The sequence below is a fragment of the Peribacillus sp. NPDC096540 genome, assembly GCF_050278525.1.
GTDB lineage: Bacteria > Bacillota > Bacilli > Bacillales > DSM-1321 > Peribacillus.
On the sequence record NZ_JBNNTG010000003.1, the window covers coordinates 211,585 to 225,310 of the forward strand.

Below are 13,726 nucleotides of genomic sequence, written 5' to 3' on the forward strand. Positions count from 1 at the left end.
ATAAATAAAAGGCGTTTTTGTTTGGGTTTGTTATCGGAAGTGATTAGAGACAGTAGCATTTTGTTATTTCAATTACTATCTAAATTATTAGTTAGTGAAATATGTATGTTTTTATTTTTTCTCTCAATTTTTAGATTATAATTATAGGTATATATAATTATATTTATAAGGGGGAATTATATGATTTATGAAGAAAATGAGTATTTTGTATTAGGAATGGAAAATGGAATGATTTATATGACTGTTTTTCAAAAGGGTTTTTCCATTCTGCTTTTAAATCCTATTTTAATGAAATTCCCACAAATCCAACTGGAGAATTTTAAGGACTTAAAGGTTGCCCTTACACAAGCAAGCGGAGCGAAAATTCAAATTGGAAAACAAAAACCGACCATAGAGTTGGATATAGCTGAAGATAAAATGTTAGCTAGTGTCAAAATTAATTGTTCTAAAGAGTATCTGAAAGAGAATTATTCTGTTATTATGAGCAATATTTTAAAGGAGCTTCAAACGGAAAATATTTCAGAAGGGATTTTAATGCATCTAATGCAAAATGGGCTTAGAATTAAAGATTCAATAGTTATCGCTAAGGGAACTGAACCAGTCCATGGCAAGGATGCAGTGGTTACCTATTACGAACGATCGGAAAGAAAACCTGCCGTTCGAGAAGATGGAAAAGTCGATTATTATGATATGAGTTTTCTCGATGAAGTAAAAAGTGGTGATTGGTTAGGGGAAATAGTCCCGCCAACACCTGGTAAGATGGGAAGGAACATAACTGGAGAATTTGTACTGGCTGATAAAGGAAAGAATAAGAAACTACTATATGATCGAAAAACAGTTGCTGCTATTGAAGAAAATGGAAAAATAATTCTGAGAGCATTAATTAATGGAGTAGTGGAATTTAGAGGGGGAAAGATTGCTGTTGGTGATCACCTAGTCATTGAGGGTGATGTAGGTATTGAAACAGGGAATATCGAATTTGATGGAAATGTGACTGTAAAAGGGACGATTATTGATAATTTTTCGGTAATAGCAACGAAGGATATTTCTATACTAAGTGAGCTTGGGGTAAGTAAAGTTAAAGAAATCAAGTCAAAAGAGGGTGATGTTTTCATTAAAGGCGGAATTTTTGGTAAGGGTGTGTCGAAAATTTCTGCTGGAAGAAACATCTTTGTAAAGCATGCCAATGAATGTCATTTAAATGCGGGTGAAAATATACATATTGGTTCTTATTCATTGGGAAGTTTCCTGAAAGCAAAAAATATCTTCACAGATGAAAAAAAAGGAAAGTTAATCGGCGGGGTAATTGAAGCACATGGAAAAGTGAGAGCGGCTGTCATTGGTAATCGAATGGAACGTAAAACGATAATTAATGTACAGGGATTTAACCGCGAAATCTTAAAAGAGGAATTGAATAAAACGCTACTTCTATATAAATCCAAAATTCAAAACCTCGAATTAGTAAAGGAAAAGCTGGAAGTATATGATATGTTTGTAGGTCAATTGAATTTAGCACAAAATTATCAATATGAACAAATAAGAAGCCAATTTGAAAACTTGACGGCCGAGATTTTTCAATTAGATGAAAAACGAAAGTCATTAATGGATACACTCGAATCAAAAGGAGACGGGGAAATTACCATTGGTCAAATGGCCTTCCCTGATACTTGCTTACAAATTAAAAGTTTGGAAAAAAAATTAAATGATCTTACAAAAGGAACCTTTTATGCAGAAAATAATTATCTGCATCTCGATTAGTTTCTATTAAATAACCGCAGTGAAAATAAAATAATTTTCCGTTTCTTTTCATAAAATTGGTAGGGATAACAATTTTATGGAGAGGGGCAGATTTCATTATGACCTTAATCTTTGCTCATCGAGGATCAGCAGGAACCCATCCGGAAAATACGATGTTGGCTTTCAAAGAAGCTGCCCGTGTTGGGGCGGACGGTATTGAAACGGATGTTCAACTCTCGAAAGATGGTGAAGTAGTCATTATTCACGATGAAAAGCTTAATCGAACAACGAATGGCTCTGGGTTTGTGAAGGACCGGACTTTAATGGAGTTAAAAACTTTTAATGCGTCCAAAAATTATAAAGGGAAAATGGGTAATGAGAGAATTCCTACGCTTGAAGAATTATTGGTATGGCTAAAGAATAATCTGCTTTATTGCATTATTGAATTGAAAAATACCCTCTTTCTATATCCAGGGTTAGAAGAGAAAGTCATTAGACTCATTCGTTGCTACGAAATGGAAGAGAGGATAATCATTTCTTCTTTTAATCATTATAGTTTAGTTAATTGTCATCAACTGGCACCTGAAATAGAAACGGCACCCCTTTACCGAGATGGTCTGTTTATGCCGTGGATTTATGCCCAGGCAATAGGAGGAAGCGGAATTCATCCAAATATCAGAGTTGCCCCTGATACCATCATTACATCGTCGTTGAGGGCGGGTGTTCCTGTACGACCATATACCATTAATAAAGAATCAGATATGAAACGATTATACTGCTTGAGATGCAGTGCCATCATTACCGATTTTCCGGAGATAGCGTACCGAGTCAGAGAGGAATGTGAATAGAAGTAAGAAAGAAGGTGTCCATGATTCATGGCACCTTCTTTTACGTTTTAGAATTTATTAAACCTGCTTTGGACCTTATTTTGTTTCCGATCCCGATGAAGAACAAATCCTGCTATAAATGCTATCCCACCAATTGTGATAATCAACCCAATTAAAAATTGTAGCCAAAGGACTGGGTAAGGGGGCTGTAAAATACCAAAGACCATGTCCCGCATTATTTTTATACCATAGGCAGCAAAGGCACCAGGAATAAAAAGAATTAAAAAAGCGATTAAACGTTTCATGCAGTCAAATCCCTTCCGAAAATTCCGTCTTTAAAAAATGATAAAGGATATAAGAAATTTGTCAAGTTTCGGGAACTTAGAAAAAGCCTGGAAGGTGAGGACTATTTATAGTTGATACTAATATGGTAAAATGCGGTATAGAGTATGAAAAAAATTGCAGAGATAATAAAAATTGAGAAAAAAATAGCAAAACAAAAAGGGGGAATGAAAATGCAAAAAGTCATGATAGTAGGAGGAGGAGTAGGGGGGACAACGGTGTTGAAGCTCCTTTCGGAAATCGAAGAATTCTCAATTGTTTGTATGGCAGATACGAACGAAGCTGCTGAAGGAATACTTGCGGCAAAAGAACGAGGGATTTCTACGGTATCAAATTGGAGCAGTGCGCTAGATAAAGGCTTAGACATTATTATCGATACAACTGGAAATCCGTCTGTCTTTAATAAGATAAAAAAAGATATGGATGATCAAACGATACTCATCCCAGGAATTGTCGCCCATATACTTACCAACCTATTCGAAGAGAAAAATCGTCTAATAAATAAATTGGAGCATGCTTCAGCAAAAATGGACTTAATACTTAATACAACCAGTGATGGAATGATAGTGATCGATCACAATGGATATGTCATTATGTTTAACGATAGCGCGGAACGTGTATCGAATACAAAGCGTGAATCAGTGATTGGTAAGCATATTAAAGATATCATCCCTACAAGTGGATTACTGAGGGTGATGGAAACTAAACAGAGGGAAGAAAATCGACGGATCACCCTCGAGAATGGGATGGATTTCATTACGACAAGAATCCCTTTAATGAATGCAGAGAAAGAAATTATAGGGGCATTTTCTTTGTTTAAGGATAAAACGGAAGCGGTACAATTAGCTGAACAGATTACTGATTTAAAAGAGATTCAGACGATGCTTGAAGCGATTATTCACTCAAGTGACGAAGCTATAACAGTCGTTGATGATCAAGGAAGGGGGCTTTTGATCAATCCGGCTTATACAAGAATTACTGGCTTAACAAAGAATCAGGTGCTTGGAAAGCCGGCTTCTATTGATATTTATGAAGGTGAAAGTATGCATATGAAGGTGCTTCAAACAAAAAAGCCGGTTCGTGGTGTCAACATGCGTGTTGGTCCAAAGCATAAGGAAGTAATTGTTAATGTTGCTCCGATTATTGTAGACGGACATCTAAAAGGGAGCGTTGGGGTTATACATGATGTTTCAGAAATTCAAGCTTTAACTCACGAATTGAATCGAGCGCGTCAAATTATTAGGACTTTGCAGGCCAAATACTCATTTGATGATATAATTGGAACTTCTGAAGAAATGAAGCTTCCGGTTGAACAGGCAAAATTATCTGCAAGAACCCCGGCGACTGTTTTGTTGAGAGGGGAATCTGGGACAGGCAAGGAGTTGTTTGCCCATGCTATCCATAATGCAAGCGATAGGAAATTTAATAAATTTGTCCGTGTAAACTGTGCGGCAATTTCTGAATCATTACTTGAAAGTGAACTGTTTGGTTATGAGGAAGGAGCCTTTACCGGTGCGATAAGAGGCGGTAAAATCGGTTATTTTGAAGAGGCAAATCAAGGAAGTATATTTTTGGATGAAATTGGTGAATTACCAGCTAACATTCAGGCAAAATTACTTCGAGTATTGCAGGAACAAGAAATCATCAGAGTTGGTGGAACAAAGCCTATTCCAATCAATGTCCGGGTAATAGCTGCTACCAATATTAACCTTGAACAAGCCATTAGTAAAGGATTATTCCGGGAAGACCTATATTTCCGGTTAAATCGCATGCCTATTTTCATTGCCCCGTTACGGAAGCGAAAAGAAGATATGCGAGAATTAGCGGAGCATTTAATTCATAAAATCAATCAAGAATACGGACGGAGTATTGAAGGGATTACCGAAGCAGCCATCAATAAAATGCAACTCTATAATTGGCCAGGCAACGTAAGAGAGCTGGAAAATATTTTAGGGCGAGCGATTATCTTCATGAAATTGAATGAGACAATCATAGATATACAGCATATTCCGGATTTTATCGAGGCGATTCCATTTAAACAGGATAAAGTCGTGACAAAACCTTCTGCCTACGTATCGGGTAAACCGCTCTCGGAAATAATAAATCAGTATGAAGCCGAAATTATTCAGCAAGCGATATCTACTAACAAGGGAAATAAAACACTTACAGCTAGGGCCCTTGGAATTTCAGTAAGAAATTTATATTACAAGATGGAAAAGTTAGAACTGTGAAGTTATTCGCGTGCAAATAATTGCATTGTGTGAAATAATTTGCGTATGGTTTAAGAAAATATTCTAATGTAAATGGGTTCGACTTCTAACATGAAATATTTATTAACTATATAAAGGTGTTTATTGGCCGCTTATTAACCGGAATTATTCTTTTTTAGTTAATAAGATACCTTTTATTGGCATGTAATTTGCATATTTAATAGTACATGGATTTCCTTCGGGGAACCATTCTCCAAAGGGGAAAATATCATGAAATTAGGCGATATTATTTACATGAACGAAGTAGCCCAGTAAGAATGAGGAGTAATTGTCAGCCTCTCTTATCTGTCACTTATTAAAAACATCTAGGGAGGATTCTTTTATGGAAATTTTTAAATATCTTGAAAAATATGATTACGAACAACTTCTTTTCTGTCAGGATAAACAATCGGGTTTAAAGGCGATTATTGCTATTCATGATACGACTTTAGGGCCTGCTCTTGGAGGCACGCGGATGTGGACGTATGCTTCAGAAGAAGAAGCCATAGAAGATGCTTTAAGGCTTTCAAAAGGGATGACTTACAAGAACGCAGCCGCCGGTTTAAATTTAGGCGGAGGAAAAACGGTCATCATTGGAGATCCACGCAAGGATAAAAATGAAGAAATGTTCCGTGCATTTGGCAGGTATATTCAAGGATTGAATGGTCGTTATATAACAGCTGAAGATGTTGGAACAACGGTTGAAGATATGGATCTCATTCATGAGGAAACAGATTTTGTCACAGGTATTTCCCCTGCATTTGGTTCCTCAGGTAACCCGTCGCCTGTTACTGCTTACGGAGTATACCGTGGTATGAAGGCTGCGGCAAAAGAAGCCTTTGGCACTGATTCTCTAGAAGGCAAGGTGGTTGCAGTCCAAGGTGTCGGGAATGTAGCTTATAACTTATGCCGTCACCTTCATGAGGAGGGCGCTAAGCTGATCGTTACGGATATTAATAAAGAGAGTGTAGCCCGAGCAGTCCAATCCTTTGGTGCAACTGCCGTAAATCCTGATGAAATTTATGGTGTTCAATGTGATATTTATGCACCATGTGCATTAGGTGCTGTTATTAACGATCAAACGATTAATCAAATCAAAGCTAAGGTCATTGCAGGTGCAGCTAATAATCAGTTAAAAGAACCTGTTCATGGTGACCAAATTCATGAAAAAGGAATTGTATATGCTCCTGATTATGTAATTAATGCAGGTGGAGTCATAAATGTGGCTGATGAGCTTTTAGGGTATAACCGGGAAAGAGCCCTTAAGAAAGTGGAAACGGTTTATGATACTATTGAACGAGTCATTGAGATTGCAAAACGTGATAATATCCCAACCTATAAAGCAGCTGATCGAATGGCAGAGGAGCGCATTGAACGTATGCGGAATTCACGGAGTCAATTCCTACAAAATGAAAAGCATATCTTAAATGGACGAAGATGATTTAAGTTGTAAAAGATATAGATTCCTGTGTTTTTTTTGATAAACACAGGAATTTTCAACATTGATAACGTAATAAACATAGGGCAAGTAAAAACGGTAACAACTGTTTAATAGTGAGGAGGAGTGGTTTTGGCTGAAGAATTTGACCTTGTTATCCTAGGCGGAGGAACAGGCGGGTATGTAGCAGCAATAAGGGCTGCTCAATTAGGTTTGAAAACGGCTGTCGTGGAGAAAGGCAAGCTCGGCGGGACGTGTCTACATAAAGGCTGTATCCCTTCAAAAGCGCTTTTAAGAAGTGCAGAAGTGTATCAGACTGCAGTAAAAAGTGAGGAATTCGGTATTGTCACCGGGGATGTAAATGTAGATTTCCTTAAGGTGCAGGACAGAAAAAATAAAATTGTTGATCAACTTTATAGAGGGGTTCAACACTTAATGAAACAAGGGAAGATAACGGTTTATGAAGGCTTAGGGCGTATACTTGGTCCATCTATATTTTCACCGATGCCCGGAACGATTTCCGTAGAAATGAATAATGGCAGTGAAAATGAAATGCTTATCCCTCAGAATATCATCATTGCTACCGGTTCACGCCCGAAGACATTACCCGGTTTACCTATTGATGGAGAATTTGTACTTACGTCTGATGAAGCACTAAAGCTAGAGAGCTTGCCAAAATCAATTATTATTGTAGGCGGGGGTGTGATCGGTATTGAATGGGCCTCGATGCTGAATGATTTTGGTGTGGAAGTAACGGTTCTGGAATATGCAGATAGAATCATCCCGACTGAGGACCATGAGATTTCAAATGAAATGCTTCGTCTTCTAACGAAAAAAGGCGTCAAGTTTGTTACAGGGGCTAAGGTATTATCGGAAACGCTGAAAATAGAGCATTCAGTATCTATTTCTGCTGAAATAAAAGAAACCATCGAGGAATTCACAGCTGAAAAAATGCTGGTTTCCGTAGGCAGATCGGCAAATGTTGAAGGAATCGGCCTTGAAAATACAGAAATTGTTAAAGAAAATGGTTTTATTGTAACCAATGATTTTTATCAAACGAAAGAAACACATATCTATGCTATCGGTGATTGTATCGGCGGTTTGCAGCTGGCTCATGTTGCTTCCCATGAAGGGGTCACAGCTGTTGAACATATGACAGGCAATAAACCTGAGCGTATAGATTATTCGCTTATTTCAAAATGTGTATATTCAAGTCCCGAAGCTGCAAGTGTTGGTTTGACAGAAGAACAGGCAAAAAAGGAAGGCTATGACCTTAAAACCGGAAAGTTTCCGTTCAGGGCAGTGGGTAAGGCCCTCGTTTTCGGGGAGGCAGATGGTTTTGTCAAAATCATTGCAGACAAAAAAACGAATGATATCTTAGGCGTTCATATGATTGGACCACATGTAACCGATATGATTTCTGAAGCAGGTCTTGCAAAAGTACTAGATGCGACACCTTGGGAAGTAGCAAAAACGATTCATCCACATCCAAGTCTTTCTGAAGCAATCGGCGAGGCAGCGCTAGCAGTCGATGGACTTGCCATTCATTCATAAAGAATAAGGTCAGGAGGTTTTATGATGGTAGAAAAACGTCATGAACAATTAGGCTTAAATGAGGAAACAGTTTTAGATATGTACCGGACAATGCTTTTGTCCCGTAGGATTGATGAACGGATGTGGCTGTTGAACCGTTCAGGGAAAATCCCCTTTGTAATTTCTTGTCAGGGACAGGAAGCAGCTCAGGTTGGGGCTGCGTTTGCACTGGATCGCCAAAGGGACTATGTATTACCTTATTACCGAGATGTTGGAGTGGTTCTGACATTTGGAATGACCGCAAAGGACTTGATGCTTTCAGGATTTGCAAAAGAGGAAGATCCAAATTCCGGTGGACGGCAAATGCCGGGTCATTTTGGCCAAAAGAAAAACCGGATTGTCACTGGGTCTTCCCCTGTAACGACACAGGTTCCCCATGCGGTAGGAATTGCCCTTGCCGGGAAGATGGAAGGGAAGGATTTAGTTACATTCGTCACATTTGGAGAGGGTTCATCCAATCAGGGCGATTTTCATGAAGGGGCCAACTTTGCAGGTGTGCACAAGCTACCGGTCATTTTCATGTGTGAAAATAATAAATATGCGATTTCAGTTCCTATTGAGAAACAGCTATCGTGTGAAAATGTTTCCGACAGGGCGATTGGCTATGGGATGCCTGGAATAACGGTGGATGGCAATGATCCATTGGAAGTGTATGCAGCGGTGAAAGAAGCGGCTGACCGTGCACGAAGGGGAGAAGGCCCTACACTTGTAGAAACCGTTTCATACAGGCTCACCCCTCATTCAAGTGATGATGATGACAGAAGCTATCGAACTGCGGACGAAGTGGCAGAAGCGAAGACAAAGGATTCCATCAAGACCTTTGGAGCGTATTTAAAAGAAACAGGAATTATGGATGATGCGCTTGAAAAACAAATGAATGATGAAGTAATGATAATAGTCAACGAAGCAACTGACTATGCCGAAAATGCTCCATATCCGAAGGCTGAAAGTGCTATGAATCATGTGTATGCACAAAAGTAAGGGGGTAATAGAATGCCAGTGATTTCTTATATAGATGCCGTTACAATGGCAATGAGGGAAGAGATGGAAAGAGATTCTCGTGTGTTTGTACTGGGAGAGGATGTAGGGAAAAAAGGTGGGGTCTTCAAAGCTACTAATGGATTATACGACCAATTTGGTGAAGCCAGAGTTATTGATACTCCCCTAGCTGAATCAGCAATTGCAGGAGTTGGAATTGGAGCCGCTATGTATGGTCTTCGCCCGATAGCTGAAATGCAATTTGCTGATTTTATCATGCCGGCTGTAAACCAAATTGTCTCAGAAGCGGCCAAAATTAGATACCGTTCTAATAATGATTGGAGCTGTCCTATGGTCATACGTGCACCTTATGGGGGAGGTATTCATGGAGCCCTTTATCATTCGCAATCTGTTGAAGCCCTCTTTGCAAATCAACCGGGCTTGAAAATTGTCATGCCCTCCACACCTTATGATGTAAAAGGGTTGCTTAAAGCAGCCATTCGAGATGAAGATCCAGTGCTTTTCTTTGAACATAAACGCGCTTATCGCTTGATTAAAGGTGAGGTACCAACTGAAGATTATGTACTTCCAATCGGCAAGGCTGATGTGAAAAGAGAAGGGGAAGACATCACGGTCATATCCTATGGTCTTTGTGTGCATTTTGCACTCCAGGCAGCAGAAAAATTAGCTGCAGATGGTATTTCTGCTCATATTCTGGACTTGCGAACCGTGTACCCATTAGATAAGGAAGCTATCATTGAAGCGGCTTCTAGAACGGGGAAAGTCTTACTGGTTACAGAGGATAATAAAGAAGGAAGCATTATGAGTGAGGTCGCAGCCATCATTGCCGAACATTGCCTATTTGATTTGGATGCTCCGATTAAACGGTTAGCCGGTCCTGATATCCCTGCCATGCCATATGCTCCTACGATGGAAAAACATTTTATGGTGAATCCGGATAAAGTGGAAAAAGCGATGAGAGAACTGGCTGAGTTTTAATGACTGATAGAAGGAGGAACAAATCATGGCTATGGAACTAATGAAAATGCCTCAACTAGGTGAAAGTGTCACAGAGGGAACTATCAGTAAATGGCTTGTTAAGCCAGGGGATCGTGTCACTAAATATGACCCGCTTGCTGAAGTGATGACAGATAAAGTAAATGCTGAGGTTCCTTCTTCCTTTACCGGTATCATTAAGGAATTGAAAGCAGACGAAAATCAAACGTTGGCAGTTGGAGAAGTTATTTGCTCGATAGAAGTTGAAACGGCAAATGCAGAAAAAACGGAAGATCAAGCAGAGTCATTTAGTGAGAAAAATGATTCATCTGAAACAAGGGATGTTCAGACATCTAGTGAAGTATCAGGGAAAACCCGCTTTTCACCAGCTGTATTAAAACTCTCTCAGGAACATGGAATCGACCTTTCCCAAGTAAAAGGTACTGGGAGTGAGGGACGGATCACCCGTAAAGATTTACTGAAACTTCTTGATTCTGGTACTCTTCCTAAAGCGAATGCTCCTTCAGCAATTCCTGATTCCGTTCCCGAAGAGACTAGCTCTCCAGTCACTAATCGAGCTAATACAGAAAGCATAATTCCGACTGCGACTGGTGACAGGGAAATACCCGTAACTGGGGTGAGGAAAGCGATTGCTTCCAATATGTTAAAAAGTAAGCATGAAATTCCTCATGCTTGGACGATGGTGGAAGTTGACGCAAGCAACATGGTAAAGCTACGTGATTCACTTAAAACTGATTTTAAACAAAAAGAAGGCTACAACTTAACTTACTTTGCATTCTTTGTAAAAGCGGTTGCTCAAGCGCTTACGGAATATCCGGAAATCAACTCGATGTGGGCAGGAGATAAAATTATTCAAAAGAAAGAAATCAATATTTCAATAGCCGTTGCTACAGAAGATGCCTTATTTGTACCTGTCATAAAAAATGCAGATGAAAAATCAATTAAAGGTATTGCTAGGGAGATAAAAGAACTTGCAGCTAAAGTGAAGGCAGGTAAATTAAAATCGGAGGATATGCAAGGAGGTACGTTCACTGTAAATAACACTGGTTCATTCGGTTCCGTCCAATCCATGGGAATTATTAATTATCCACAGGCAGCTATTCTTCAAGTCGAAACAATAGTAAAACGGCCGGTGATTATTAACGACATGATTGCGGTCCGTGACATGGTGAATCTTTGTTTGTCACTAGACCATCGTGTATTGGACGGACTGGTATGCGGTCGATTCCTTGCAAGGGTTAAAGAAATCATCGAAAAGATTAGCGAAGACAATACATCCATATACTAGAATAAGGGGAAAAGAAGGAGGAGAGCCTAGAAGGTTTCTTCCTTTTTTTCTGTGCTTCATTACCTGTTTATTAATAAAATTTTATTTGAATTTAGAAAAACATCGACAAAATTTTTATTATTGCTTATTATTTTATAGAGAGCTGTTCTAATACACAGCTAACTGTACTTTAATTTAAAGAGATGGTACAGACTTTTCTATACAACAGACTTTGCTAATTTATATTAGCTTAAATTGCAAGAAAATTATGATAGAATGTTATTATAATTCAGATTAATTGATGGGAGGGCGGTTTTCTTATGTGACTGACTGAGCGTTCGGTCTCCGTTATTAAGGGATAGAACGATTAGGTTAGTAAACGATAAGAAAGCGATTACAGATGGAACTGAAAGATGTAAAAAACATAACCTTTCCTAAACCTTCGCTAGAAGAATGGAAAGAAGCTACAGAAGTCAGTTTAAAAGGTAGAAGTGTTGAAAAATTAAAAACACATACATATGAGGGTATTACTTTAAATCCGCTCTATACAGAAAAGGAGGATTTATCAGCAATAACAGCAGAATTGCCGGGATTTTTTCCATTTACTCGAGGAATTACTCCGACAGGTTATAATGAACAACCTTGGCTTGTCGTTCAGCCTGTAAGCGGTATCACAGCAGATGAGGCAAATGAAAAGATGCAAGCGGCATTTAAGCGCGGTCAAAATGTCGTCGCATACCCGGCTGGTTTACTTGCTGAGGGGGCAAGGATTGAAAAATTGTTTAATAATATCCCGTTAAAGGACCTCCCAGTATTCATTGACCTTAAGGGGAAACAAAAAGAATTATTTCCACAAATCAAAGCTGTTGCGGATCTGCAAAAAGCCCAGTTGAAAGGTGTGCTGGCAGAGGATCCAATTGCAGAATGGCTTATTGGTGGTCAGCTTCCAGAAGATACAGACCAATATTTTGCAGACTGGATAAAAACAGTTCAAGATTATCAAAAAGTGGGACCAAATTTAAAGACAGTTCTGGTTAATACGGCTGTATTCCATAACGGCGGGGCCAATGCTGTTCAAGAGATTGCTTACGGATTGGCTGTAGCTGTCCAATATGTATTGGAAGGTCAAAAACAAGGGCTTTCTCTATCTGAGATTACAGAAAAAATCGTATTTTCCTTTGCAGTGGACTCCAATTACTTTATGTCAATTGCAAAGCTGCGAGCGGCTAGGAGACTTTGGGCTGGTCTTGCTGAAGCCTTTAATACAGCTCCAGATCATTTTAAAATGGTAATACACGCTGTTACGTCTGAATTGACAGAAACCCTTTATGATCAGCACGTCAACATTCTTCGTACCACCAATCAAGCTTTTGCTGCTGCGATTGGAGGAATTCAATATTTGCAAATTCATCCATTTAATCATGCATCCGGGGAATCTGATGATTTTTCAGAAAGAATCGCACGAAATACACACCTGATATTAAAAGAAGAAACGAATATTACGACAGTGGTTGATCCTGCAGGCGGTTCTTGGTATGTAGAGCAATTGACGGATGAATTGGCTGAAAAAGCTTGGGTGAAGTTCCTTGAAATCGATACAGCTGGTGGAATCTTTGAAGCGATTAAGCACGGCACCTTACAGGCAGATTTAGTTGAAGTTTACCAAGGAAGAGTTCAAAATGCTGCGTTAAGAAAAGAAAGTATTATCGGAACGAATGTATATCCGAATCCCGCAGATAAGATCAAAACTCCAACACAGGAAAAACAGGTGTCATATATGGTTGTTGAGAAGCCAGTAGATATTACGCCAATTACGTTGGAGCGCATTTCTGTCGAGTTCGAACAGTTAAGATTACGGAGTGAAACTTATAAACAAAGTAGTGGAGAAGCTCCAAAAATCGGATTAATTAATTTAAAAGAACTTAAATCCTACAAACCTCGTGCTGATTTTGTTAAGGGGCTGGTTGCAGCAGGAGGCATTGAAACTGTAGAAAGTGCAGGCTGTCAAACAATCCAAGATGCAGTCGATTACGTAGCATCAACAAATCTTCCCATATATTGTGTTTGTGGCAGTGATAATGACTACTCGGAATTAGCAAAATCCACAATCCAAGAAATTAAAAAGCAGTTCCCTGAAATTAATCTTTATATAGCCGGTAAGCAGACGGAAGTATTGGAAATCGCACTAAGTGAAGCCGGAGTTAAAGAATTTATCCATGTTAAAACGAATGCTGTAGCAATTTTGATAGAATTACTGCAAGCGCTAGGGGTGAACTAA

General features: G+C 39.0%; 10 protein-coding genes. 9 read left to right on the top strand and 1 reads right to left on the bottom strand.

Annotated elements, in window-relative coordinates; genetic code table 11:
* Nucleotides 1-180: 180 nt before the first annotated feature.
* Entirely contained in the window at nt 181-1,758 is a 1,578-nt protein-coding gene (locus ACQKMR_RS04940; RefSeq protein ID WP_427696278.1) for a DUF342 domain-containing protein, read from the top strand.
* A gap of 98 nt (nt 1,759-1,856) precedes the next feature.
* A complete protein-coding gene (locus tag ACQKMR_RS04945; protein WP_427696279.1) occupies nt 1,857-2,585 on the top strand; it encodes a glycerophosphodiester phosphodiesterase in 729 nt (242 codons plus the stop codon).
* A 47-nt stretch (nt 2,586-2,632) separates the two neighbouring features.
* Here the strand turns inward: ACQKMR_RS04945 and ACQKMR_RS04950 are convergent, their stop codons facing one another.
* Nucleotides 2,633-2,869 (bottom strand): DUF2627 domain-containing protein, encoded by a 237-nt coding sequence (locus ACQKMR_RS04950; protein ID WP_340451337.1) that lies wholly within the window; start codon nt 2,867-2,869, stop codon nt 2,633-2,635.
* Between the two features lie 144 nt (nt 2,870-3,013).
* Between ACQKMR_RS04950 and ACQKMR_RS04955 the strand changes: the two genes are divergently transcribed.
* From ACQKMR_RS04955 to ACQKMR_RS04985, 7 genes are all read left to right on the top strand, one after another.
* Nucleotides 3,014-5,137 carry a sigma 54-interacting transcriptional regulator gene (locus ACQKMR_RS04955; RefSeq protein WP_427696280.1) on the top strand — a complete coding sequence of 708 codons (2,124 nt, stop codon included), beginning with the start codon at nt 3,014-3,016 and terminating at the stop codon, nt 5,135-5,137.
* Nucleotides 5,138-5,498: 361 nt separating this feature from the next.
* On the top strand, nt 5,499-6,596 hold the full coding sequence (gene bcd / locus ACQKMR_RS04960; RefSeq protein ID WP_427696281.1) for a branched-chain amino acid dehydrogenase: 1,098 nt from the start codon (nt 5,499-5,501) through the stop codon (nt 6,594-6,596).
* Between the two features lie 129 nt (nt 6,597-6,725).
* Complete coding sequence (lpdA, locus tag ACQKMR_RS04965) at nt 6,726-8,147, top strand: dihydrolipoyl dehydrogenase (protein WP_427696282.1); 1,422 nt, start codon at nt 6,726-6,728, stop codon at nt 8,145-8,147.
* Between the two features lie 24 nt (nt 8,148-8,171).
* On the top strand, nt 8,172-9,167 hold the full coding sequence (locus ACQKMR_RS04970; RefSeq protein WP_427696283.1) for a thiamine pyrophosphate-dependent dehydrogenase E1 component subunit alpha: 996 nt from the start codon (nt 8,172-8,174) through the stop codon (nt 9,165-9,167).
* Nucleotides 9,168-9,179: 12 nt separating this feature from the next.
* A complete protein-coding gene (locus tag ACQKMR_RS04975; protein ID WP_427696284.1) occupies nt 9,180-10,163 on the top strand; it encodes an alpha-ketoacid dehydrogenase subunit beta in 984 nt (327 codons plus the stop codon).
* 25 nt (nt 10,164-10,188) lie between these two features.
* On the top strand, nt 10,189-11,469 hold the full coding sequence (locus ACQKMR_RS04980; RefSeq protein ID WP_427696285.1) for a dihydrolipoamide acetyltransferase family protein: 1,281 nt from the start codon (nt 10,189-10,191) through the stop codon (nt 11,467-11,469).
* 379 nt (nt 11,470-11,848) lie between these two features.
* Entirely contained in the window at nt 11,849-13,726 is a 1,878-nt protein-coding gene (locus ACQKMR_RS04985) for a methylmalonyl-CoA mutase family protein (RefSeq protein ID WP_427696286.1), read from the top strand.

Excerpts from the sequence above, each read along its gene's own strand:
- ACQKMR_RS04980 (WP_427696285.1), top strand. The coding sequence starts at position 10,189 with ATGGCTATGGAACTAATGAAAATGCCTCAACTAGGTGAAAGTGTCACA.
- ACQKMR_RS04940 (WP_427696278.1), top strand. The coding sequence starts at position 181 with ATGATTTATGAAGAAAATGAGTATTTTGTATTAGGAATGGAAAATGGA.
- bcd (WP_427696281.1), top strand. The coding sequence starts at position 5,499 with ATGGAAATTTTTAAATATCTTGAAAAATATGATTACGAACAACTTCTT.
- ACQKMR_RS04985 (WP_427696286.1), top strand. The coding sequence starts at position 11,849 with ATGGAACTGAAAGATGTAAAAAACATAACCTTTCCTAAACCTTCGCTA.
- ACQKMR_RS04970 (WP_427696283.1), top strand. The coding sequence starts at position 8,172 with ATGGTAGAAAAACGTCATGAACAATTAGGCTTAAATGAGGAAACAGTT.
- ACQKMR_RS04955 (WP_427696280.1), top strand. The coding sequence starts at position 3,014 with ATGAAAAAAATTGCAGAGATAATAAAAATTGAGAAAAAAATAGCAAAA.
- ACQKMR_RS04945 (WP_427696279.1), top strand. The coding sequence starts at position 1,857 with ATGACCTTAATCTTTGCTCATCGAGGATCAGCAGGAACCCATCCGGAA.
- ACQKMR_RS04950 (WP_340451337.1), bottom strand. The coding sequence starts at position 2,869 with ATGAAACGTTTAATCGCTTTTTTAATTCTTTTTATTCCTGGTGCCTTT.
- ACQKMR_RS04975 (WP_427696284.1), top strand. The coding sequence starts at position 9,180 with ATGCCAGTGATTTCTTATATAGATGCCGTTACAATGGCAATGAGGGAA.